The organism is Kocuria sp. KD4 (assembly GCF_011769905.1).
Lineage (GTDB): Bacteria > Actinomycetota > Actinomycetes > Actinomycetales > Micrococcaceae > Kocuria > Kocuria marina.
The window spans coordinates 869,500-891,890 of sequence record NZ_CP050449.1 but is presented as its reverse complement, the minus strand read 5'-3'; the positions used below and the strand labels follow the sequence as shown (position 1 = coordinate 891,890).

General features: G+C 70.3%; 21 protein-coding genes and 1 tRNA gene. 9 read left to right on the top strand and 13 right to left on the bottom strand.

Annotated features, from left to right (window positions below; genetic code table 11):
- Window positions 1-31: 31 nt before the first annotated feature.
- Window positions 32-126, bottom strand: a tRNA-Sec gene (locus tag HBK84_RS04140).
- Window positions 127-209: 83 nt separating this feature from the next.
- Between HBK84_RS04140 and selD the strand changes: the two genes are divergently transcribed.
- Window positions 210-1,253 (top strand): selenide, water dikinase SelD, encoded by a 1,044-nt coding sequence (gene selD / locus HBK84_RS04135; protein ID WP_167318267.1) that lies wholly within the window; start codon window positions 210-212, stop codon window positions 1,251-1,253.
- Window positions 1,254-1,374: 121 nt separating this feature from the next.
- On the opposite strand, the gene nrfD is transcribed toward selD, so the two are convergent.
- The 6 genes from nrfD to HBK84_RS04100 all read right to left on the bottom strand — a co-directional run bounded on the left by nrfD (window position 1,375) and on the right by HBK84_RS04100 (window position 9,242).
- Entirely contained in the window at window positions 1,375-2,475 is a 1,101-nt protein-coding gene (nrfD, locus tag HBK84_RS04130) for an NrfD/PsrC family molybdoenzyme membrane anchor subunit (protein WP_064846027.1), read from the bottom strand.
- Entirely contained in the window at window positions 2,472-3,551 is a 1,080-nt protein-coding gene (locus tag HBK84_RS04125; protein ID WP_035965484.1) for a 4Fe-4S dicluster domain-containing protein, read from the bottom strand. Before HBK84_RS04125 ends, nrfD begins: the two co-directional genes overlap by 4 nt.
- Before the next feature lie 11 nt (window positions 3,552-3,562).
- Window positions 3,563-6,943, bottom strand: a complete 3,381-nt coding sequence (gene fdh, locus HBK84_RS04120) for a formate dehydrogenase (protein WP_231885519.1) — start codon at window positions 6,941-6,943, stop codon at window positions 3,563-3,565.
- Between the two features lie 199 nt (window positions 6,944-7,142).
- A complete protein-coding gene (locus HBK84_RS04110) occupies window positions 7,143-7,484 on the bottom strand; it encodes a hypothetical protein (protein WP_035965408.1) in 342 nt (113 codons plus the stop codon).
- Window positions 7,485-7,610: 126 nt separating this feature from the next.
- A complete protein-coding gene (locus HBK84_RS04105) occupies window positions 7,611-8,501 on the bottom strand; it encodes an SCO1664 family protein (protein ID WP_240919097.1) in 891 nt (296 codons plus the stop codon).
- 69 nt (window positions 8,502-8,570) lie between these two features.
- Window positions 8,571-9,242, bottom strand: coding sequence for a histidine phosphatase family protein (locus HBK84_RS04100; protein WP_167318266.1), 672 nt, complete (start codon window positions 9,240-9,242; stop codon window positions 8,571-8,573).
- A gap of 133 nt (window positions 9,243-9,375) precedes the next feature.
- On the opposite strand from HBK84_RS04100, the gene HBK84_RS04095 reads away from it, so the two are divergent.
- From HBK84_RS04095 to HBK84_RS04075, 5 genes are all read left to right on the top strand, one after another.
- Window positions 9,376-10,764 (top strand): sigma 54-interacting transcriptional regulator, encoded by a 1,389-nt coding sequence (locus HBK84_RS04095; RefSeq protein WP_131332556.1) that lies wholly within the window; start codon window positions 9,376-9,378, stop codon window positions 10,762-10,764.
- 7 nt (window positions 10,765-10,771) lie between these two features.
- Complete coding sequence (locus HBK84_RS04090) at window positions 10,772-12,793, top strand: VWA domain-containing protein (RefSeq protein ID WP_167318265.1); 2,022 nt, start codon at window positions 10,772-10,774, stop codon at window positions 12,791-12,793.
- 136 nt (window positions 12,794-12,929) lie between these two features.
- A complete protein-coding gene (locus HBK84_RS04085) occupies window positions 12,930-13,688 on the top strand; it encodes an LppP/LprE family lipoprotein (protein WP_167318264.1) in 759 nt (252 codons plus the stop codon).
- Window positions 13,689-13,841: 153 nt separating this feature from the next.
- On the top strand, window positions 13,842-14,171 hold the full coding sequence (locus HBK84_RS04080; protein ID WP_167318263.1) for a hypothetical protein: 330 nt from the start codon (window positions 13,842-13,844) through the stop codon (window positions 14,169-14,171).
- 3 nt (window positions 14,172-14,174) lie between these two features.
- Window positions 14,175-14,987 (top strand): nitroreductase family protein, encoded by an 813-nt coding sequence (locus HBK84_RS04075; protein WP_167318262.1) that lies wholly within the window; start codon window positions 14,175-14,177, stop codon window positions 14,985-14,987.
- Here HBK84_RS04075 and HBK84_RS04070 read toward each other — a convergent pair.
- The 3 genes from HBK84_RS04070 to HBK84_RS04060 all read right to left on the bottom strand — a co-directional run bounded on the left by HBK84_RS04070 (window position 14,960) and on the right by HBK84_RS04060 (window position 17,564).
- Entirely contained in the window at window positions 14,960-15,808 is an 849-nt protein-coding gene (locus HBK84_RS04070; RefSeq protein WP_167318261.1) for a class I SAM-dependent methyltransferase, read from the bottom strand. The two genes, HBK84_RS04075 and HBK84_RS04070, sit on opposite strands and share 28 nt — an antisense overlap.
- Before the next feature lie 3 nt (window positions 15,809-15,811).
- Entirely contained in the window at window positions 15,812-16,957 is a 1,146-nt protein-coding gene (locus HBK84_RS04065) for a type III polyketide synthase (protein ID WP_167318260.1), read from the bottom strand.
- Between the two features lie 121 nt (window positions 16,958-17,078).
- Entirely contained in the window at window positions 17,079-17,564 is a 486-nt protein-coding gene (locus HBK84_RS04060; protein WP_064846016.1) for a pyridoxamine 5'-phosphate oxidase family protein, read from the bottom strand.
- Window positions 17,565-17,786: 222 nt separating this feature from the next.
- Between HBK84_RS04060 and HBK84_RS04055 the strand changes: the two genes are divergently transcribed.
- Window positions 17,787-18,422 (top strand): hypothetical protein, encoded by a 636-nt coding sequence (locus HBK84_RS04055; protein WP_064846014.1) that lies wholly within the window; start codon window positions 17,787-17,789, stop codon window positions 18,420-18,422.
- A gap of 322 nt (window positions 18,423-18,744) precedes the next feature.
- On the top strand, window positions 18,745-19,545 hold the full coding sequence (locus tag HBK84_RS04050) for a glycerophosphodiester phosphodiesterase family protein (RefSeq protein WP_239320836.1): 801 nt from the start codon (window positions 18,745-18,747) through the stop codon (window positions 19,543-19,545).
- Here the strand turns inward: HBK84_RS04050 and HBK84_RS04045 are convergent.
- The 3 genes from HBK84_RS04045 to HBK84_RS04035 form a co-directional block, all read right to left on the bottom strand.
- A complete protein-coding gene (locus tag HBK84_RS04045; RefSeq protein ID WP_206069191.1) occupies window positions 19,524-19,787 on the bottom strand; it encodes a GNAT family N-acetyltransferase in 264 nt (87 codons plus the stop codon). The genes HBK84_RS04050 and HBK84_RS04045 overlap by 22 nt on opposite strands.
- On the bottom strand, window positions 19,780-19,965 hold the full coding sequence (locus tag HBK84_RS04040) for a hypothetical protein (protein ID WP_240919096.1): 186 nt from the start codon (window positions 19,963-19,965) through the stop codon (window positions 19,780-19,782). Before HBK84_RS04040 ends, HBK84_RS04045 begins: the two co-directional genes overlap by 8 nt.
- A gap of 110 nt (window positions 19,966-20,075) precedes the next feature.
- On the bottom strand, window positions 20,076-21,503 hold the full coding sequence (locus HBK84_RS04035; RefSeq protein WP_167318258.1) for an NAD(P)/FAD-dependent oxidoreductase: 1,428 nt from the start codon (window positions 21,501-21,503) through the stop codon (window positions 20,076-20,078).
- 191 nt (window positions 21,504-21,694) lie between these two features.
- Here HBK84_RS04035 and HBK84_RS04030 point away from each other — a divergent pair, with 191 nt between their 5' ends.
- A complete protein-coding gene (locus HBK84_RS04030) occupies window positions 21,695-22,384 on the top strand; it encodes a superoxide dismutase family protein (protein ID WP_082943248.1) in 690 nt (229 codons plus the stop codon).
- The last annotated feature ends 7 nt before the right edge of the window (window positions 22,385-22,391 follow it).

Sequence of the window (22,391 nt, the reverse complement as noted above, 5' to 3'; positions counted from 1 at the left end):
CGGGATCTGTGGCGGGCGAGTGCTCAAAAAGTGGCGGAGGCGGACGGGAATCGAACCCGCCAGACCGAGCTGCTCGGTCTCACCGGTTTTGAAGACCGGGGCGCCCACCAGGACACGTACGCCTCCGGGAGCGAATGTATCACCGCACTCGGACGCCCTCGGTCGTCGTAACTCAGTAGCCTGTCCGTCCCCACTCCTAGACTGGACGCATGACTCCCGAAGCCGCCCGCCCGTCCACGACCTCGCACCCGTCCGGGACCGGGATCGGCCGTCTCACGAGCTACGCCCACGGCGGTGGCTGCGCCTGCAAGATCCCGCCGGGCGAGCTCGAGGACGCCGTCAAGGGACTCACGGGTCAGGACTCCCCGGACGTCCTCGTGGGCCTGGACGACGGCGACGACGCCGCGGCCGTCCTCGTGCGCCCCGACCTCGCGGTGCTCTCGACCGCCGACTTCTTCACCCCCGTGGTGGACGACGCCCGCGACTGGGGCCGGATCGCCGCGGCGAACGCACTGTCCGACATCTACGCGATGGGCGGCGCCCCCGTGGTCGCGATCAACCTCGTGGGCTGGCCCCGTGAACTGCTGCCCATGAGCCTAATGTCCGAGGTGCTGCAGGGCGGCCTGGACGTGGCCGCGCTCGCGGGCTGCCCCGTGATCGGTGGGCACTCGATCGACTCCCCCGAACCCACGTACGGCATGGCGGTCACCGGTACCGCAGATCCCGAACGCCTCATGCGCAACGACGCCGCCCGGCCTGGTCTGCCCATCACCCTGACCAAGCCGATCGGGGTGGGACTACTCAATAACCGGCACAAGACCACGGGCGAGGTGTTCCCCGCCGCGATCGAGACCATGACCGCGCTCAATAAGGATGCGTCTCGCTCAGCCCTTGCGGCCGGGGTGCGTGCGGCCACGGACGTGACCGGTTTCGGTCTGCTGGGCCACCTGTACAAGATGTGCCGGGCCTCCGGGGTGGCCGCCACGCTCGACGCCTCCGCGGTTCCGCTCGTCGACGGCGCCGCGGACGCCCTGCGGGACGGTTTCGTCTCGGGTGGTACCCGCCGCAACCTGGACTGGGTGCGCCCGTTCCTGTCCGCGGGATCGGGAATCACGGAGGACCAGCTGCTCCTGCTCGCGGATGCCCAGACCTCGGGCGGACTGCTCGTGGTCGGGGAGGTCCCCGGCTATCCCGTGATCGGGGAGACCACCGAGGTTCCCGCCGACGGCGACGCGCTCATCACCGTGCGCTGAGCGCGTCGTTCAACTCAACCCATTGCGCGAACCGTTCATCCGACCGGTTGCGAGACGGCCTGCGCGGTCGTCCCGGGCATGTGTTCGCACGTGAGCGGGGCAGCCCCCCGCCACGGCAGACTCAACCGGCGGTCGTGATCGAATCGTCGATGATCCCGGCGGCGCGGCGCTTCTCGAGCCGGTTGCGCTGCGGGATCACGGTGTACCGGGGGTCCTTCACGGATTCCTTGCCGGCCCAGAACACACCCCAGCGCGTGAGCGCGGAGGACGTCATGAGGGCGAGCCCCGAGGCTGCGGCGACCCAGCGGCGTCGTCCGCCAAGCAGAACGCCCGCGCCACCGATGACCGAGAGCCGTTCGCTCCACGTGAGCCACGCACCGGGCTTGCCCTGTTCGAGCGGCTCCACGGAGACGGGGTCCATGGCGCCCTTCATGACGTGCATGGCCGCGAGCTCCCCCGCGACCCCGGCCACCGCGAAGAACCGCGCGGGACCGGTCTCCGCCACGGGCGTGGTCACGAGCGCAAAGCCCCCGGACGCCAAGGACGCCGAGCTGACGAACACGAACGGCAGGTGCGCGTGCATCTCGTGCCATGTGGGCACTGCGGTGTCCCCGAGCAGCACGGCGGTGTAGGCCGCGAGCGGCGCTCCGAGAACGCCGGAGGCCACGCTCGTGGGCAGCTCGAGCGCGTGCAGCACCGGGCGCAGGGGGCCGAGCGGGAGGCGTTCATCCGTCATCCGGTCCACCTCGATCGCGGCGGCCACGCCCGCGTTGGTCGCGAAACCCGCAAGCAACCACGAACCCAGGCTCATGGGCGAGGTGGGCTTGACCGTGCGCATCATGTGCAGGAACCGTTCGGGGCGCCCGAGGTCCGCGACGAGCGCCACGGTCCCGAGGCTCGCCGCTCCCAGTGCACCCAGGCGACCGTTGCGACGCAGTGCGGGCCGGTCCGTGAGGTAGCCGCCCAGGGACAGCAGCGCGGAACCACCCGCGAGACCGCCCAGGAAGAGGTAGGACGCGATCTTGGAGTCCCACGGCGGGGCCTTGACGATCGGGCGGCCGTAGTAGGACGTGAACTCGGGCTCCGGCACCACGGGCACTTCGCGGGAACCGTCACCGCCACCGCGGCGGAAGGCTCCCCCGCCCGGGGTGCGGTTCTTGCGGCGTCGTTTGCCGCGCGGCTCCTGCGGCGGACGGTAGGCGTCGTACGGGGAAATGCTCATGAGCGATCACCCGCCGTGAACGCGACCGCGCCGAGCGCCAGCATGCCCACCATGGCCATGCCCGCACGCTTGAACATGCGCGGCAGGTCCGCCGTGGGGACGCGGGGATCCGGCGGCAGGCCGTACACCTCGGGCTCGTCGAGCAGCAGGAAGATGGACCCGGTTCCGCCCACGCCGTCCTTGGGGTTGGCGCCGTAGAGCCGCGCCTCGGTCTTGCCCTGCTCGTGCAACTGGGCGACGCGCTTCTGGGCCGACTCGAGCATGGTCTCGCGCTCGCCGTACTTGATGGACGTGGTGGGGCACGCCTGCGCGCACGCCGGGGTCTGGTCGTCCTTCATACGGTCGTAGCACAGCGTGCACTTCTGGGCGATCCCGTCCTGGGGGACCTTCACAGTGTCCGGCATGGGTGCCGCACCGCGCTGGGTCTTGGGCTCCACGAGACCGTCGTCGCGGCGCTCGATCACGCCGAACGGACAGCCGGCCACGCACGTACCGCAGCCGTTGCAGATGTCCTCCTGGACCACCACGGTGCCGTACTCGGTGCGCAACAACGCGCCCGTGGGGCACACGTCCAAACACCCGGCGTGGGTGCAGTGCTTGCACACGTCCGAGGACATGAGCCACCGGAAGTCCGGGGTGTCCAGGACCGGGGAGTCGCCGTCCTGCGCGGTGGATGCGCCGCCGGTCGTGGCCGCGCTCCCGCACCCCCCTCCCCCGGACGAGCACCCGCAGCCACCGGACGCGGGTTCAGCCGACGACGACGCCGCGGGCGGACCCACGCGGGGCATCCCCAGGTCCACGAGCGCCCGCCCGGATTCCCGGGCCTGCTCGATGCGGTCCCGCGACTGCTCGATGAATGCCACGTGCCGCCACGTGTCCGCGCCCAGGCCGCCCGTGTTGTCGTACGAGGAACCCAGCAGCTCGTAGTCGGAGTCCGCGGGGTTGCGGTTCCACTCCTTGCACGCGACCTCGCACGCCTTGCACCCGATGCAGATGGAGGTGTCCGTGAAGAACCCGCGGCGCTCGTGCGGATGATCCCAGTGGGAGTCGTCCGCGAACCTGTCAGTGGGTGTCATCCGATCCGTGCTCACTCGTCCTCTTCCCGTTCCCGCACCGCGGTGCCGGCTCCTCGGGCCGTGGAACGCCCCGCGGACTGGCCCTCGCCGTGGGGACGCTTCGGATCCTCGTTCAGTTCCCGCTGCGGATCGGTGATCCGCTCGTTGCCGGTCCGGACGGTGAGCCCGGCCCGCTCCTGGTACTCCTCGATGAGCGCGATGCGTTCGGCACCGCGCGGCCGGCGGCCGGGGCGGATGTCGCACGAACCCGTCTTGAAGTTCTGGATCTGGACGTTCGGGTCCAGGGTGATCCCCAACAGGTCGTTGGCGGCGTCACCGCTGACCACGGCGTCCTTGCCCACGGCCCAGTGATAGGGCAGCCCGATCTGGTGCACGGTCTGCCCGCCCACCCGCAGCGGCGTCATCCGGTCGGTCACCAGGACCTTGACCTCGATGGCCGAGCGCGGCGAGATGATCGTGGCCCATCCAAAGGGCTCCAACCCTTGCTGTTCGGCGAGCTCCGGGGAGATCTCGCAGAACGCCTCGGGCTGCAGTTCGGACAGGTACGGCAACCAGCGGCTCATGCCACCGGCGGTGTGGTGCTCGGTCAGCCGGTACGTGGTGAACACGTACGGGTAGACCTCGCTGCCGGGCGCGCCCGCACTCGGTGCGGAGAGGTTGTCCTTGCGGGGGAACATCACGCGGGCCGGGTTCTGCTGCTGCGAGTACAGCGCATTGGCCACCGGCGACTCCTGGGGCTCGTAGTGGGTGGGCATGGGCCCGTCCACGAGACCCTTGGGGGCGTACAGCCACCCCTTGCCGTCCGCCTGCATGATGAACGGGTCGTCGCCGTGCAGCGAGGCCGCGCCACCGAGCTCCGGGTCAGGCCGCGCGCCGGGATCTTTGTCCACCGGGAAGTCGGGCACGTCCTTGCCGGTCCAGCGCCCGGACTCCTCGTCCCACCACACGAGCTTCTTCCGCTCGCTCCACGGCTTGCCCTGGGGGTCCGCCGAGGCGCGGTTGTAGAGGATCCGTCGGTTCGCGGGCCAGGCCCACGCCCACTTGGAGGCGATCTCGTCCTGCTCGCGCCCGGGAACCCGGTCCGCGGCGTGGTTCACGCCGTCCGCGTAGATCCCGGTGTAGATCCAGCACCCGCCGGACGTGCTGCCGTCCGCCTTCATCTGGGTGTAGGAGGACAGCGGCTTGCCCGCATCGGGGCCGGTCTCGAACCGGCCGTTGATCTCCGCGAGCACGCTCTCGGGATCCGGCTCACCTTCCTCGGTCAGCGGGTAGTCCCACGTGAGGTCCAGCAGGGGCCGGTCCCGGGGATCCGTGGACTCCGCCAACCGGGTGCGCAGTCGCCGGCCCAGGTCGTAGAAGAAGTCCAGCTCGCTCTGCGCGTCACCCGGCGGGGAGACCGCCTGGTGGCGCCATTGCACGAGACGCTGGGTCTGTGTGAACGATCCCGACTTCTCCACGTGGGTGGCCGCGGGCATGAAGAACACCTCGGTCTGGATGTCCTCCGTCTTCAGCTCGCCGGACTCGATCTCGGGTCCGTCCTTCCACCACGTGGCGGATTCGATCATGTTCAGATCGCGCACCACGAGCCACTTGAGGTGGGACATGGCGGTGCGCTGCATGCGGCCGTTGGACGATCCCACCGCGGGGTTCTGCCCCAGCAGGAAGTACCCGTCCACCTTGTCCTCGAGCATGGCCATGAGGGTCTGGTACGTCCCGTGCGGACCGTTGATCCGCGGCATGTAGTGGTACGCCCAGTCGTTGTCGTCGCGCGCGGCGTCCCCCCACCATGCCTTGAGCAGGTTCACGGTGTAGGCGTCCGCGTCAGCCCAGTAGCCTTTCTGCGTCTTGGACCCGATCGTGCCCAGGTACTCGGTGAGCGAATCGGACTCGACCGAGGGCATGGGCAGGTAACCCGGCAGCAGGTTGAACAGCGTGGGGATGTCCGTGGAGCCCTGGATGGACGCGTGCCCGCGCAGTGCCATGACGCCCCCGCCGGGACGACCCACGTTGCCGAGCAGCAACTGCAGGATCGCGGCCGTGCGGATGAACTGCGCGCCCAGCGTGTGGTGGGTCCACCCCACGGCGTACGCGAAGCACGTGGTGCGCTCGCGTCCCGAGTTCTCGGTCACGGCACGGGCCAGGTACTCGAAGTCCGCGGCGGAGATTCCGCACACCTCCTCGACCTTCTCCGGCGTGTAGCGCGAGAAGTGGCGCTTCAGGATCTGGAAGACCGTGCGGGGGTCCTGCAGGGTCTCGTCGCAGCGCGGTTCGGACGCACCCGTGGGCGCGCCGCCGCTGCCGAACTTGTCGCCGCCGGCTTCCTCGCGTTCCTCGTCGCCCTGTTCGTGCTTGTCGGTGCCGTCACCGGCGTCGTCGTCCTCGTCGTCGTAGGCCCACGACGAGAGGTCGTACGCGCCCTTCTCGACGTCGTAGCCCGAGAAGATCCCGCCGAGGTCCTCGGTGTCCTCGAAGTCCTCGTTGATGATCGTGGCGGCGTTCGTGTAGGACACCACGTAGTCGTGGAACCACAGGTCGTGCGTGAGAACGTAGTTGATCAGCGCACCGAGCAGGGCGATGTCCGAGCCCGCCCGGATGGGGACGTGCTTGTCCGCGACCGCAGAGGTGCGCGTGAAACGCGGATCCACGTGGATGATCTTGGCGCCGCGCGCCTTCGCCTCGGAGACCCACTGGAATCCCACGGGGTGGCACTCGGCCATGTTGGATCCCTGGATCACGATGCAGTCGGCGTTCGCCATGTCCTGCAGCGACTGGGTGGCGCCGCCGCGGCCGTACGAGGTTCCCAGACTGGGAACCGTGGCGGAGTGTCAAATCCTGGCTTGGTTCTCGATCTGTACGGCACCCGCTGCGGTGAACAGCTTCTTGATCAGGTAGTTCTCTTCGTTGTCCAGCGTGGCCCCGCCCAGGGACGCGATGCCCATGGTGCGGCGCAGCGGACGGCCCTGCTCGTCGGTGTCCTGCCAACCGCGGCGTCGGGCTTCCAGGAAACGATCGGCGATCATGTCGATCGCGGTATCCCGGTCCAGGGGCTGCCACTCGGCGGCACCCGGGGCGCGGTAGAGCACCTGGGTCTGACGGCCCGGGGAGTTCACGAGCTGCTCGCTCGCCGACCCCTTGGGGCACAACCGACCGCGGGAGATCGGGGAATCCGGATCACCCTCGATCTGGACCACGCGCTCGTCCTTGACGTAGACCTTCTGGCCACACCCCACCGCGCAGTACGGGCACACGCTCTGCACCACGCGGTCCGCGCTGCTGGTGCGCGGCGTGATCTCACGCGTGCGCTGTGATTGCACCGCGGAACTGCGGCCGGTGTGATCCCCGGTCCGGAGCTGGCGGATGACCGGCCACTCGAGCGGGCTGAATCGGGACATACCTCAAGAATAGACCGTTTACCGCGCGCGTCCAGGTGTCAGGTGTGTCGCGACGGCGACGACCCGCGCGGCCCTCGCGGCGGCATCGGTCCGGGTCACGCCGGGATTCGGCCCGCACGGCGACGACCCGCGACGACCGGGGGCCACACGGGCCACCCGGACGCCACGGGTCGTCGGTGGTCTGCGACGGCGTGTCGCGTCAGCGCTCGTCCATGGGGTCCACGGTCTGGTCCGCGCCGTCCCGCAACGAGCGGTTGACCTCGCGGTCGGCCTGCGGGTCCTGCACGAGGGCCTCGACCTCAGGGTCCTGGGTCTCGGAGGTGGTATCGAGCTCGGGGATCGTCTCCTCCTGCGCCACCTGCTCCACGTCGGCTTCCTCGGGGTGGGTCAGGGGATCCTCGTCGGCACCCCACTGGGCGTCGTCCTCCTCCCACGCGGAGTCCTCGTCACCGGTGGTGCCGATCAGTTCGTCCTCGCGGAACGTGTCGTCCGAGGCCTCGGGGTTGTCGAGCGGGTTGGGGTCCGGGATGGGCTGCGTCATGGGTTGCTCCTTGCCAGGTTCTCGACGAGCGCGCTGTCACGCGCACGGTCAGACTACGGTGCGGCGGCCCCGCGCCTCCACCGGACCCCCGGCCGCTTCACGCGCAGCGGACCGCTCCGGGGCGGCTCAGACGAGCGGCCACGGGTAGCGCATGCCGGAGCGGTCCTCCGGGAGCCTGCCCAGCAGCGCGAGCGCACGGGCACGACGACGCAGCGCCCCTGTCTCCTCGGTCGTCAACAGCTCGGCCACCTCCGGCGGTGCGCCGTTCTCGGCGAGCGCCGCGATGTCCGACACGAGTTCCGGGGGCAGCGGGTCGTGCGCGAACTCCCAGATCACGGTGCGCAGCTTGAACGCCGCGGCGAAGCACAGGCCGTGGTCGATCCCCCAGATCCACCCGTCCGGTCCGCGCAGGACGTGGCCGGACTTGCGGTCCGTGTTATTGGTGATCACGTCGAACGCGGCCATGGTGCGCAGCGCCGTATGGGTGTCCGGGTGGTCCTCCACGATCGTGAAGTAGTGCTCCCGGGGGTCCGCGGCCACGAACAACTGCAGCGATCCGGTCCCGAACGGGGCGTCGTCCCGGATCACGGTGAGCGGGACGATCCCCCATCCGAGCGCCTCGCTGAGCAGGTACGCGGCACGCTCCCGGCGGTACAGACCCGGCGGGAAGTCGTGCAGGGGCCGCTCCCCGAGCTCGGGTTTGTAGATGGCCCAGCATGCCGTGTCCGAATCCGGCGGACCGAACGACGCGCCGTCGTGGGCGGCGTGGTCGGGGTCGGGCGCCGGGACGGGTGCGTCGGCCGGAGCGGCGTTGTCGCCGGTCGCGAGTGCCGAGCAGGCCGCGGCGGCGGGGTCGGGGACCTCGCCGGCACGAGCGTCGCCGTCGGTGCCGGTGACCGATTGCGACGCCAGCGCGCGCACCTCCACGAGGAACGTCTCATTGCTGCTGCGCGCGAGCTGCCCGAGCAGTGTGATCTCCCCCGTGCGCAGCAGCTCGTCCGCTCGTTCGGCCCTCACGACGCCGCTCTCACGACGACGCCGTCCCGCCGCCCCCGCGCCCGCTCCGGGTCGCGCCGGACCGGCCCGTCACGACGCCACCAGCTCCCGCAAGGAATCCCGCGTGGAGTTGACCGTGAGCACCACGGGATTCGTGTCGTCGCCGGAGGGCTCATCCGCACCGTCGGGCGCCGCGGGATAGGACAGCACCGAGATCGAGCACGGCCCCACGCTGAGCCGCTGGAAGTTGTCCAGGGGCGTGCCCATCGCGTGGGCCAGCAACCCGCGAATGGGGTCCGCGTGGGAGAAGCACACCACGGTCCCACCGGGGTGGAACGTGCACAGGCGCTGCACGGCATCGACCATGCGCTGCTGCATCTCGGGGAAGCTCTCCCCGTCCGGGAACCGGAACGCGGAGGGGTTGTGCTGCACGGTGCGCCACTCGGGCAACCGGTTGAGGTCGTTGAGCGCGCGCCCCGTCCATTGCCCCACGTCGAGCTCCAGGAGCGCGGGGTCCTCGCGGACGGGCAGACCCAGCAGCTCGGCACTCGGCTGGGCGGTCTCCCGCGCGCGTTCGAGCGGCGAGCTGTACAGCGCGCTCACGGGCAGTTCCGCAATCCGCTCGGCCGCGGCGCGCGCCTGCTCCCACCCCTGCTCGGACAGGTGCAGTGCCGGGGAACGCCCCGGCAATAGCTCACCCGTCGTGGGGGTGCGGCCGTGACGCACGAGCAGGACGGTGGTCGATCCGCGGGAGTCGCTCATGCTTCGTCAGCCTAGAACGCACCCGCCCCCGCGTCACGGGCCCCGCCCCGCACGGCTCCCCGCCCGTCACACGGCGTCACCGAACCGCCCCGGGGGCTCGACGCCGCCGCCTGCCGGGCGTAGCGTGACGCGCGTGAACGCCCAACCTGACATCCGCACCCTGGGTGACCTGCGCGCGTCGGGTCATGAGCTGAAATCCCTGCGCCGGGAGATCCGCGACAACTTGCTCGCGGCGCTCGCCGCGGGGGAGAACCCGTGGCAGGGACTGCACGGCTTCGAGCGCACCGTGATCCCCCAGTTCGAGCGCGCGCTGATCGCGGGGCACGACGTCGCGCTGCTGGGTGAACGCGGCCAGGGCAAGACCCGCTTGCTGCGCACCCTGCCACGGCTGTTGGACGAGTGGACGCCCGTGATCGCGGGCTCCGAACTCAACGAACACCCCTACGAACCGCTCACCGCCGAGTCCACCGCGCGGATCGCCGCGGAGGGTGACGACCTACCGATCACGTGGCGCCATCGCGACGAGCGTTACGTGGAGAAGCTGTCCACCCCGGACACGTCCGTCGCGGACCTGATCGGGGACGTGGACCCCATGCGGGTCGCGGAGGGGCGGCGGCTCGGGGACCCCGAAACCATCCACTACGGGCTGATCCCGCGCGCGAACCGCGGGATCGTGGCGCTCAACGAACTACCTGACCTGGCCGAGCGCATCCAGGTGGCCCTGCTCAACGTCATGGAGGAGCGGGACATCCAGATCCGCGGCTATGTGCTGCGCTTGCCGCTGGACGTCATGGTCGTGGCCTCCGCCAACCCGGAGGACTACACCAACCGCGGCCGGATCATCACCCCGCTCAAGGACCGCTTCGGGGCGGAGATCCGCACCCACTACCCGCTCGAACTCGAGGACGAGATGGCCGTGATCCGCCAGGAGGCCGAACTCACCGCCGAGGTCCCCGACATCATCCTGGAGATCCTGGCCCGGTTCACACGACAACTGCGTGAATCCAGCGCGGTGAACCAGTCCTCGGGTGTCTCCGCGCGCTTCGCGATCGCGGGAGCTGAAACCGTGGCGGCCGCCGCCCGGCACCGCGCCACGGTGCGCCCCGGTGACCCCGCCGTGGCCCGGCTGGTGGACGTGGACACCGCGGTGGCCGTACTCGGCGGGAAGGTCGAGTTCGAATCCGGTGAGGAAGGCCGCGAGGACGACATCCTGGAGCACTTGTTGCGTACCGCGACCGCCCAGGCCGTGCGGGAACACTTCCGTGGCTTGGATCTCTCTCCCCTGGTCGCCGCGTTCGACGGTCAGCGCACCATCACGACCGGCGAACGCGTGGGCGCCCAGGAGTTCCTCGACGCCCTGCCCGCCCTCGAGGACTCCGAGCTCTACGACCGGTTGGCCGAACGCGTGGGCGGTGAGGGGCCCGGGTACCGCGCGACCGCCGTCGAACTCGCCCTCGAGGGGCTGTTCCTGACCCGGAAGCTCTCCAAGGAGTCCGGCGACGGGGAAACCGTCTACGGATAGGCCTCCCATGCGCACACCCCGGCATTCTTCACGGTACGGTCGTTACTCCGGCGGCCCCGATCCCCTGGCCCCACCCGTGGACCTCGGGGAGGTCCTGGACGCCGTGACCGAGGACGTCATGGCCGGCTACTCCCCCGACCAGGCCCTGCGCGAATTCCTGCGCCGCGGCGGGCGCAACCAGCGCGGACTGGACGATCTGGCGCGCCAGGTGCATCAGCGGCGTCGGGACCTGCTGAGCCGGCACCGCCTGGACGGCACGGTGCAGGAGGCCAAGAAACTGCTCGACCGCGCGCTGCGCGAGGAACGCGATCAGTTCCTGCGGGACGCGCGCATGGATCCCACGGACCGGCAGTTCCGGGAGATGCGCCTGGACGCCCTGCCGTCCTCCACCGCGGCGGCCGTGACGGAACTGTCCGACTACGACTGGCAGTCGGACGCCGCACGGCGCAACTACGAACAGATCAAGGACCTGCTGGGCCGCGAACTGCTCGAGCAGCGCTTCGCGGGGATGAAGAACGCGCTGCAGAACGCCACGGACGAGGACCGCGCCGCGGTCTCCCGCATGCTCGAGGACCTCAACGAGCTGCTCGAGAAGCACGCCCGCGGCGAGGACACGCCCGAGGACTTCGAGCGGTTCATGAACCGGCACGGGGACCAGTTCCCCGAGAACCCCCAGGACATCGACGAGCTCATCGACGCGCTGGCTCAGCGCTCCGCCGCCGCGCAGCGCATGATGCGGTCCATGACCCCGGAGCAGCGCGAGGAGCTCATGGCACTGTCCGCGCAGGCGTTCGGCTCCCCCGAACTGATGTCTCAACTGGACCGCCTCGACGCCGCGCTGCAGGGCCTGCGTCCCGGGTTGGACTGGTCCGGTTCGGAGCAGTTCGAGGGCGATCAAGGCCTCGGTCTCGGGGACGGGACGGGTGTGCTGCAGGACCTCGCGGACCTGGACGCCCTGAGCGAGCAGCTGTCCCAGTCCTATGCGGGTTCCACGCTCTCGGACCTGGACGTGGCCGCGCTGGCCCGGCAACTGGGCGACGACGCCGCCGTCGCCGCGCGCACGCTCACCGAGCTCGAGCGCGCCATGCGGGACAGCGGCTACCTGCGCCGCGGCACGGACGGCGAATTGCGGTTGTCCCCGCGGGCCATGCGCAAGCTCGGCAAATCCCTGTTGCGCGACGCCGCCGGGAGACTCTCCGGTCGCAGTGGCCGCCGGGACACCCGGCTCGCCGGGGCCGCCGGTGAGCAGACCGGCTCGTCCCGCCCGTGGCAGTTCGGGGACGTGGAACCGTGGGACGTGACCCGCACGGTGACCAACGCGGTGACCCGCACGGCGGCGTCGGGCGCGGACCCGAGTGCGGGTCTGCGGATCGACGTCCAGGACATCGAGGTGCGCGAGACGGAGGCGCGCACGCAGGCGGCGGTGGCTCTGCTCGTGGACACGTCCTTCTCCATGGCGTTGAACGGGCGCTGGGTCCCCATGAAGCGCATGGCGATCGCCCTGCACCAATTGATCTCCACCCGCTTCCGGGGTGACGCACTCGAACTCATCACGTTCGGCCGCTACGCCCAGACGATGGACATCGGGGAGCTCACCGCGCTGCCCGCGTGGCACGAACAGGGCACCAACCTGCATCACGGCCTGCTGCTGGCGCAGCGCTTCTTCCGCAAGCACCCCACCATGCACCCCGTGCTGCTTGTGGTCACGGACGGTGAGGCCACCGCCCACCTGGAACCCGGCGGCGAGGCATGGTTCATGTACCCGCCCGATCCCGAGACCCTGCGGCTCACCGTGGCGCAGCTGGACGCCGTGGCCCGGCGCGGCACCGAGATCACCCTGTTCCGGCTGGGGGACGACCCCGGACTCGTCCGCTTCATCGCGGCGCTCGCGCGCCGGGTGCGCGGTCGGGTGGTCGCCCCGGATCCCGAGGACCTCGACGCCGCGGTGCTGGGCGAATACATGCGTTCACGCTCCCGGAACGGCTCCTGGGGTGGGTCGGGTGACAGCTTCGCGGACGACCACGCGTAACGGTCTTCGGGACGAATGCCCTGGTCGCGGGCTGATTCTTTTGCATTTACATAGAAGTATTGCTTAAGTGAAGACGAGCCCTCACGCTGGAACCACCCGTGGACATCGGGGAACGGATGAGACGAGAGGATTCGTCATGCACCGCACACGCACGTTGACCGCGGCAGCCGCCCTCCTGGTCCTGTCACTGGGCGGGCTCACCGGATGCAGCTCCTCGCCCGCGGAACAACCACAGTCCATGGCCACCTCCTCCGAGATCGCCAACGGGCCCACCTCCGGCATCCGTTCCCAGTCCGCGAGCCCGCAGGCCGGGACCGACGCCGCGGCGACCGGCCAGGCGACCGCCGCGGCTCCCGTCTCCTCGCCCGCCGCGCAGCCCAAGAGTCACATGACCGCGTCCGACACCCCCGCGCCCGGGTCGCAGAGCCCCGCGGCGACCACTGCGGCATCGTCTGCGACCCCCGAACCGTCCGGGTCGTGCGCGAACACCTCCGCGGAGCAGGCCGTGAACGAGAACATCGACAAGGTGGGCCCGGCGTTCCCCAAGGGCAACGTTCCCGACGCCGAGTGGGTGGCGATCGACACCGAGACGTACGACCCGTGCGCGGACCTGTCGTGGGTCACGCTGACGATCCGCAGGGGCACGGCGTCCTCCCCGTCGCAGCAGATGCTCTTCCACGACGGCGAATACCTGGGCACGACCACCCAGGAGGGCATCGCCTTCTCGCCCGCGACCGTGCGGCTGTCCGACTCCGCCATCCAGGTCACCTACCGGTGGGCCAAGGAGGGCGAGAGCAATGCCGGTGCGAGCGGGCGGGCTGTGTCCACGTACTCCTGGAACCCGAACACCGAGTCCGTGGACCACGCGGGCGAGTGGCCCCCGGGTATCGGCTGAGCCGCGCCCCGGCGCCCGGTTTCGACAACGCCACCACGCGCCGTTGCCCCCGCACTCCATCGGGACGGCAGCGCAGCCGCGTGGCTGGACACCGTGGCATGCCACGTGTGACACGATGAGCGCACGGGACGCACCCCACCGGCGAGGAGAGTCATGAACCTGCTGCGCACGCTCGTGACCGCATCCGCCGGTGCATACACCGCCAATTGCGCGCTGGGGGCGTCCGTGGCCGCCCGGTGGGTGAGCACCTCGAACGTCCGGTGGATCCACCACGGTCTGTACATCACCACGTCCGCCGTGACCGCGGCGGCATGCGTGGCCGCGGTGCGTGAGCGCTCCCCAGTGGCGGCGGTCCTCGCACCGGCGGTCGTCCCGCTCTTCCTGTTGCAGCGCCACGGTGCGCACCCGCTGCGACGTCACACCCGAGACGCCCTCGCGGCGGCTCCCTGCTACGTGGCCGGCCTCGCGCTGGCCTGGAGGTGAATCGTGGAATTCCTGGATGCCGTGTTCAACCGCCGCACCACCAACGGCCCGTTCCGCCCGGATCCTGTGAGCCCCGAGCACCAACAGTTGCTGATCCGCGCGGCGGCCGCGGCCCCCTCCCAGTTCAACAGCCAGCCGTGGCGGTTCGTGCTGATCGAGGACCGGGACACGATCGAGACCGTCGCCCGGATCAGCGGGGAGAGCATGACCGAGGTCATGGGCGCGGGCACGTTCTTCGACCGGTACAAGAAGTACTTCCGGTTCAGCCAGAAAGAGATGGACGCCCAGCGCAGCGGCATGCTGTTCGACAAACTGCCCGCGCTGTTGCGCCCGTTCACGTCCAAGGCGTTCACGCCCTCCGGGCAGAGCCTCATGAACAAGCTGCGCGTGCCCCAGACCCTGGGCGAGGAGAACCGCAAGCTCGTGGCGGGGTCCCCGCTACTGATCGGCGTGATGCTCGAGCGCGGCGAGTACCGCCCGGAGGAGCTGTCCGGGTTCTACTCGGTGTTCAGCATGGGTGCCGCCATGGAAAACCTGTGGCTCACCACGGTGGAGTTGGGCATGGGGATCCAGTTCGTGTCCTTCCCCATGGAGGCACCGCACCAGTGGCAGCGGATCGTGGACGTGCTGCGCGTTCCGGAGGATCTGGAGCTCATGGCCGTGTACCGGCTGGGCTACGTGCCTGAGCGCACCCACCGCCCGGCGATCGACTGGTCCAGCCGCGAACGCAAACGCCCCTCCCAGTACGTGTTCCGGGAGACGTGCGAGACGCCTCAGCAGGGCTGGGATCAGGACGTGCGTCCCGGGTCCGACTGAGTCCGGTCCTTCTGCGGGGTGTCCACCTGATCCCGGTCCGCCTGGACCGCCTCCGCGTCCTGGCCGGTGTGCACCGCCAGCAGCCGGAAGAACCGCTGTTGCACGGCCCGCCACCCCGGGGGCAGCGCCTGGCGCAGCTCTCCGGGGCGGTAGCTGCGCCGGATGGACAGCAGACCGTCGAAGCGCACGAACACCCTGGCTCGTGCGAGCGGCAGCGTGGCCACCCAGTACAGCAGCCAGGCCGCGCGGCTGCGGCGCAGGTCGTTGTGCACCGCTACCCCACGGGTCAGCCGACGTGAGTCCGCCAGCACGGCGGACAGCTCCTTCCGTGTCAGGTGGTGGAGCATGTGGTTGGAGATCACGGCGTCGTAGCGCTCCCCCGCTGCCACCAGGTCGTGGCTCGCGAGCGTCCGGTAGGCGGCGCCCACTCCGCGGTCGTGCGCGGCCGCCCACCGTGTGGCCCGGGCGTCCGGGTCGATCCCGGTAATCCGCACGTCCAGCCCGTCGCGAGCGGCCCAGCGGGTGATGGCCCGGGCGACGTCGCCCCCGCCGCACCCGATGTCCAGCACGGTGCCGGGGCGGCCCTCTCGGGCAGCGGCACGCAACGCGGGACGTACATACCGGCGGTAGACGGGCCGCCAGGATGCAACGAGCGGGTTGATCACCCCGAACAAGCGGTAGGTGTTGTCCAGGGCCACCGGATCGCAGGCCGGATCGTCCATGAGCTCCGGCTCGTCCACGCTGCGGTGGCGGAGCAGGGGGTCGCGGCGGCGCAGGACATCAGCGTGCGGCAGAGGGTTGTTGCGCAGCGTAGGTTTCATCGCTCACGTCGTCTCGGACGCGGGACGGACCCGCAGCAGGGCGCTCTCGATGCTCAGGCCGGGGCCGAACGCGAGCGCCGCCACGGTGCCCGGGTCCCCCGCTCGCACAAGGCGCTCGAGCACGAACAGGATGGTCGCACTGCTCATGTTCCCGGCGTCCGCGAGCACTCCCCGGGAGGGGGCCATCTGCTCGTCCGTGAGCGCGAGCCGTCCCTGTACCTTGTCCAGGATGCTGCGTCCCCCCGGGTGCACGGCCCACAGGGGGATCCGGTCCGCGCTCAACCCCGCGCGGTCCAGCAGGGGTGCGAGGGCGTCCGTCACGTGGTCGTCGATGATCCGCGGCACGTAGGTCCCCAGGATCATCTCGAAGCCCTCGTCCCCCACGCTCCACGCGAGTTCCTCCTCGCCCACTGGGGCCAGGGTCGTCTCGAAGTCCACGAGCTCGAGGGTAGCGCCGGGAGCGGCGGCGTCGCGCCCCGTCACCACCGCGGCGGCCGCACCGTCCGCGAACAGGGCGTTGCCCATCACGGTGTCGGGATCGTTGCGCACGTGCAGGTGCAGGGTGCACAGCTCCACGCACACCACGAGCACCACGGCGTCCGGATCCGCGCGGCACGCGGTGTACGCGGCTTGCAGGGCGGGGAACGCGGCATTACAGCCCATGAACCCCAGGTGCATCCGCTTCACGTCCGCGGGTAGCCCCAGGTCCTTGGTCACGCGCACGTCCGGGCCCGGCGCGAAGAACCCGGTGCAGGACACCGTGATCACGTGGGTCACGTCCGCGAGCTCGATCCCGGGGGCCGCGGCGTCGAGGGCCGCCCGGGTGGCTGTCACGAACATCCGTTTGGCGTGCTCGGTGTAGAGCTGGTTGCGTGCGTGCGTTCCCGGCGAGCGCAGGTGCCGGGTCGTGGGATCCACGAACGGCGACGCCGCGGCGTCGCCCCCGTCAACGGTCCCCGATGCCACAACGCCCAGCTCGGGCAGGACCGTGTGGCGTGTGCTCACCCCGGCGCCTGCGAAGGCGGAACGCACCACGCGCGTGCCGAGCCTGGTCATCCCCGGCTGCTCGGCGAACAGCCGGGACACGTCCTCCTGCCGGATCACGGTGTCGGGGACGGCGGTCTCGATCGACAGTAGGCGTACGGTCATACTCCATGGTAGGCGCGCGGGCCCCCGCCCGGACGAGGCGCCCCTTGCCGGACGAGCCCCGACATGCGCAACGGCCGCCCGATCCATGGGGATCGAACGGCCGTCGGACGGGCGGGTCGGATCAGAGATCCACGACCTTGTTCTCGCCGTCCACGGTGTCGCCCTTGACCTTGGACTTGATCAAGTTGGCCACCTGGGTCACCTTGCTGTTACCCGGGCTGTCCCAGTACTCGGCGCTGTGGCCGTCGATCTCGATGAGGATGTTGTTGGGGTTCTCCGGGCCGCCCTGGAGCCACGAACCGGTGAAGCTGCTCCACAGTTCCTTGAGCTTGGCCTCGTCGTTGACGATGCGCGCGGTGCCGCACACGGACACCCACGAGCCGGAACCCGAGTAGGCCACGTTCACCTCGGGGCGCTGCTGCAGGGCCTGCGCCTGCTCGGAATCGCGCTCCGCGATGAACCGCACGGTGCCGTCGAACTCGACCTCCTGCGTGGCCATGGGCTTGGACACCAGGTGACCATCCCCGTCCACGTGGGTGAGCATGGCGATGCGGGTGCCCTTGATGATGTCCCGCACCTTCTGGATGTCGTCGGTGTTCTCCGCCATGGCACTTCCTTTCGTCGAGGCTGTGAATGCCCACCAAACCGTGGGGTCTGCCACCGCGATGTGGCGTCGATTGTCAGTTTATTTACTAGTGACGGTGCGCACGAGAGAGTTGGCCGGGAGCGGAATTCACGCCGTCGTGAGCAGCACGGCCCCGAACGATCCGGTCGTGGGCGGCATGATGTCGGACAACACGGACACAGACATCCAGGCAGGGAGGGACGCATGACGCGATCGCACGAGGACACCGTGCACGTGCTGTTGGAGCGCCACGGCACCACGTACGCGCAGGACGCCGGCATCGAGCTGCGGGACACACCCGCTCCCCTGTTCCAGCTGCTGGTGCTGGCCAATCTGCTGTCCGCGCGCATCGGGGCCAAGGTGGCGGTCGCCTCCGCGCGCGAGCTGTTCACGGCCGGGTACCGCACCCCGGAACGGATGCGCGCGGCGTCGTGGCGGCAACGGGTTCAGGCGCTGGGTCGCGGCGGCTACAAGCGTTACGACGAGCGCACCTCCACGATGCTCGGCGACGGCGCCGCCCTCCTGATCGACGAGTACGGCGGGGATCTGCGCCGCGTGCGTGAGCGCGCGGACGGTACCGACGACGTCCTCGAGGCGCTCCAGCAGTTCCCGGGGATCGGCCCCGCGGGCGCCGCGATCTTCGCCCGGGAGGTACAGGGTGTCTGGCCCGGCCTCGCGCCGTTCTTCGACGCCAAGGCCCTGGACGGCGCCCGGCGGATCGGTCTGCCCGACGACGCCCACGACCTCGCGGACCTCGTCCCGCCCGAAAAACTCCCCATCCTGGCCGCGGCCCTGGTCCGGGTCGCGCTGGACCGCACCAAGGGTGACCCGCTGGAGTAACGGACCGGGTGCGATCCGCCGGAGGTGCATTCGGCGGCGGACGCCAGGTTAATACACCGGCTGTGATCCGTGGTGCCGAGTTAACACCTCGGTCATCGGGGTGCTCCACAGCCGTCATGTCCCCCCGCGACCATGGGTTCGGCCCGTTCCCCGGTCATCACCACGCGACCGGCAAGGCCATCTCCGTACGGCAACCCGTGAGAGGCTCTGGATGCGCACCCGCACGACCCCCCTGACCGACCGTCTCGCAACGGACCCCCTCCGCTGGATCCGGCCCACGGCCCTCCTGACAGCACCCCGCGGGCGGGAGGACACTGCGGGAATGACCACTGCGCCGGCCCACCTGTTGGTCGGCCACCGCGGAGCCGCGGGGGTCGCACCCGAGAACACGGTGGCGGCGTTCGAGGTGGCCCGTTCCTCGGGTGCGCAGTTCTTCGAGCTCGACGTCCAGCTCTCCGCGGACGGTGTGCCCTTCGCGTTCCACGACCCCACCCCCGCGCGCACCACGAACGCCGCCGAGGTGTTCCCGGGTCGGGAGAACGATCCGGTCACGTCCTTCACATGGGCCGAATTGCAACGGCTGGACGCTGGTTCGTCCTTCTCCGGCGCGTTCCGGGGCGAGCGCATCCCGCACCTCGACGACGCCGTGCGAGTCGCGGGCGACGCGATCGGCGTGTTCATGGAGATCAAATCGCCGGCCACGTCCCCGGGTATCGAAGACGTGGTCGCGGAGCGCCTGCGGACGGGTCCCCCGTGGCAGCGCTTGTTGCGTGACGGGCGGATCGAAGTCCTGGGTTTCGACGCCGCGTCCAATCAGCACTTCGCGGCACTGGCCCCGGAGGTCCCCCTGCAGCAACTCGTGTACCGGGTTCCCGATGCCGAGACCCTCGCTCGGATCTCCACCTACGCGGGGCAGGTGGGGTCCAACCACCGCTGGCTCAATGCGGCCGCGGTGGACCGGGTCCGTGCGGCAGGGCTGGGCATGAGCGTGTACACGGTAAACGCCGAGCGCAATTTCAACCGCATGGCGGCCCTGGGCGTGGATCGGATCACGACCGACTTCCCCGTGGAGTTCTCCTGGAAACACCCCGCGACCGTGGGTCACGCCGTGGCAGTGCGGTAGCCCCGACGGTCGCCGGGCCGCAACCGGGCCGCCGCCGCGCTGCCCTGCCACCGGGGATCCGTTCGCAGCCGTCCGTAGGTGTCCACGTCCACCCGCTCGCCCGCGATCAGGAACTTCCTCCGCTGGGTCCCTTCCTTGCGGAAACCGGCGGCCCGCGCCACCGCTCCCGATGCGGGGTTGTTGACCCGGTGCCCCAGCTCGAGGCGTTCGAGTCCGGCGTGGTCCAGGGCCCACTCAGCCACCGTGGCGGCGGCTCGGGTGGTCCACGGCCTGGGGATCCGGTTCGAACGGCATGCCCTGCAGGTCCATGTCGCCGTAGCGCAGGATGTGCAGGTCACCCCCGAACACGTCGTGCCAGTGCTCCATGGCTTCGGCGGTGGTTCCGGGCAGGGCGATGTACGTGGCGAGTGAGGGGGTCATGTGAGGCTCCTTCGACGAACGCATCCCGGATGATTCGGTCCCAGTATGGCCGTCGCGAGCGGATTCGGGAACCTCTTGCTCCGGGCCCAGCGCAGTTGTTCGGGAACCTTTTACTCCGGCGCCCGGCGCAGTTGCTCGGGCAGTTCCTCGAGCAGCCGCAACCACAGTTCCGAGACCGTGGGATAGCTGGGCACCGCGTGGCGCAGCACGTGCACCGGTACCTTCCCCGTGATCGCGATCGTGGCCGCGTGCAGTTGCTCGCCAGCGTCCGGGCCCGCGAACGTGGCACCTACGAGGCACCGGGTCTCCCGGTCCACGACGATCTTGGCCTTTCCGGAGACGGTGTCACGCAGCAGCGCCGCGCCGGCCGCACCGTTGTAGGGCACCTCCGCGGTGACGACGTCGATCCCCCGGTCCCGCGCGGAGGCTTCCGTCAGTCCCGTCTGCGCGACCTGCGGTTGCGTGAACACGACCTGGGGCACGGGCGGATTCTCCACCTCGTACGGCGCGGGCGCCCCCGTGGCCGCCGCCTTGATCCTGGCCCCGATGACCCGGGCGCGGTACTTGCCCCAGTGGGTCAGGGGCACATCGCCGCTGGCATCGCCCACGGCGTGCAGCCATGCGGGGAGCTTCTCATGCAGGACGTCGTCCGCGCTCAGCCCGACCGCGTCGAGTCCCACGTCCCGCAACCGCGGGGTACGGCCTGTGGCCACGAGCACCTCGGCCACGTCGACGGTCCCGGCAGAGGTCTCCAGGTGGACCGGCCCGCCGTGGACCCGGCCCAGCCCCGTGTCCTCGGCATCGCTGCGGGTGCACTTGGTGACGGATGCGCCGAGCACCACTTCCACGCCGCTGGCGCGCAACCCGTCCAGGACGGTGTCCCCCGCGAACGGTTCGTTGCCGGACAGCAAACCCGAGCCCCGCACGAGCAGGGTCACCCGGGATCCCAGGGCGTTGAGCCACACCGCGGCCTCACATGCCACGACTCCCCCGCCCACGATCGCGATGCTCTCCGGCGTCTCGACCACGCCGGTCGCGTCCGCGGACGTCCACGGGTGCGCTCCGTCGAACTCGGAGGGGATGCTCGGCTCGCTGCCGGTCGCGAGGATCACGGCGTGCCGCGCGGTGAGGGTGCGCGCGGCGGCGTCGTCGGCCTCGATGCGCACCGAGCGCTCGCCCACGAGTCGGGCGTGGCCGCGCACCACGCGGATGCCCGCGGACTCGGCCCACTCGACCTGGGAGGAGTCGTCGTAGTCGGAGACGAACGAGTCGCGCCGCGCGAGCATGCCGTCCCGGTCGAGCCGCGTGGGGACGACGCCCTCGAGGTCGTCCGTCAGTCCCGTCACGTCGACCGGGCGCAACAGCGCCTTGCTGGGCATGCACGCGTAGTACGAGCACTCCCCGCCCAGCAGGTGACCCTCCACGATGACCGCGGTGAGGTCCGTGCCCTCGATCGCGTACTGCGCGGCGTTCTCTCCCACCGCGCCGCCGCCGATCACGATCACGTCCACCGACTCCTGCGTTGCTGACTCCGTCATGTCCTCACAGTAGCCGCCGGGGTGCCGGATGTCGGCCCGGGGGCACCCCGTGCTCGGTGCGGAACCGGCCTCCCACCTGGCAATACTCCCGATTGTGACCCTCGTCATGTGTACGGTGGAAGAGCCACCTCCGTTGCATGGTCGGCATCACGACCCTCGCCGGCCCAGCGGACCGACGATGAGGAGATGCCATGAACGCGAGCGCAATGACACCCCCGGCCACCGACGAGCCCCCCACCACCCATCGCCCCTTCCGAGCCCGCGGCGGACTGGCGTTCCTGGGGCTCGCGGGCATGCTGACACTGGCCGCGTGCGGCGAGGGCAATGACGCCACCACCGCGGATCCGACGGGTGGGCAGGGGGCCGCGACGGCGGCGTCGAGCCCGGGTCCCCTGGCCACCGCCACGGTGCGTCATGCCGAGGGAATGGAGGTCGGCACCGCGCAGTTCACCGAGGCCGACCAGGATGCGATGCGGGTTTCGGTCGAGTTCTCCGGTCTGGAACCGGGGTACTACGGCCTGCACGTGCACGGCAATGGCGTGTGCGAGGCGGAGAGTTCCGCGCCGGACGATCCCTCCGAGACCGGCGCATTCCTGTCCGCCGGCGGGCACCTGGGTGGCGACGACGCTCGCCATCCGGAGCATGCGGGTGACCTTCCCGCGCTGCTGGTGACGGAATCCGGGCGGGCGGCCATGTCGTTCGAGACGGACCGGCTCACGGCCGAGAACCTGCGGGACGACAACGGCTCCGCGCTGATGATCCACTCCGGCCCGGACAACTACGCGAACATCCCCGAGCGCTACGCCCCGGAGGGACCGGACGAGGACACCCGCTCCACGGGTGACGCCGGCAGCCGCCTGGCGTGTGGTGTGATCGAGTAACCCGTCC

Bases quoted from the DNA above. Each gene is read 5' to 3' on its own strand.
- selD (WP_167318267.1), top strand. From the start codon at position 210: ATGACTCCCGAAGCCGCCCGCCCGTCCACGACCTCGCACCCGTCCGGG.
- nrfD (WP_064846027.1), bottom strand. From the start codon at position 2,475: ATGAGCATTTCCCCGTACGACGCCTACCGTCCGCCGCAGGAGCCGCGC.
- HBK84_RS04125 (WP_035965484.1), bottom strand. From the start codon at position 3,551: ATGACACCCACTGACAGGTTCGCGGACGACTCCCACTGGGATCATCCG.
- HBK84_RS04110 (WP_035965408.1), bottom strand. From the start codon at position 7,484: ATGACGCAGCCCATCCCGGACCCCAACCCGCTCGACAACCCCGAGGCC.
- HBK84_RS04100 (WP_167318266.1), bottom strand. From the start codon at position 9,242: ATGAGCGACTCCCGCGGATCGACCACCGTCCTGCTCGTGCGTCACGGC.
- HBK84_RS04090 (WP_167318265.1), top strand. From the start codon at position 10,772: ATGCGCACACCCCGGCATTCTTCACGGTACGGTCGTTACTCCGGCGGC.
- HBK84_RS04085 (WP_167318264.1), top strand. From the start codon at position 12,930: ATGCACCGCACACGCACGTTGACCGCGGCAGCCGCCCTCCTGGTCCTG.
- HBK84_RS04080 (WP_167318263.1), top strand. From the start codon at position 13,842: ATGAACCTGCTGCGCACGCTCGTGACCGCATCCGCCGGTGCATACACC.
- HBK84_RS04070 (WP_167318261.1), bottom strand. From the start codon at position 15,808: ATGAAACCTACGCTGCGCAACAACCCTCTGCCGCACGCTGATGTCCTG.
- HBK84_RS04065 (WP_167318260.1), bottom strand. From the start codon at position 16,957: ATGACCGTACGCCTACTGTCGATCGAGACCGCCGTCCCCGACACCGTG.
- HBK84_RS04060 (WP_064846016.1), bottom strand. From the start codon at position 17,564: ATGGCGGAGAACACCGACGACATCCAGAAGGTGCGGGACATCATCAAG.
- HBK84_RS04055 (WP_064846014.1), top strand. From the start codon at position 17,787: ATGACGCGATCGCACGAGGACACCGTGCACGTGCTGTTGGAGCGCCAC.
- HBK84_RS04050 (WP_239320836.1), top strand. From the start codon at position 18,745: ATGACCACTGCGCCGGCCCACCTGTTGGTCGGCCACCGCGGAGCCGCG.
- HBK84_RS04040 (WP_240919096.1), bottom strand. From the start codon at position 19,965: ATGACCCCCTCACTCGCCACGTACATCGCCCTGCCCGGAACCACCGCC.
- HBK84_RS04035 (WP_167318258.1), bottom strand. From the start codon at position 21,503: ATGACGGAGTCAGCAACGCAGGAGTCGGTGGACGTGATCGTGATCGGC.
- HBK84_RS04030 (WP_082943248.1), top strand. From the start codon at position 21,695: ATGAACGCGAGCGCAATGACACCCCCGGCCACCGACGAGCCCCCCACC.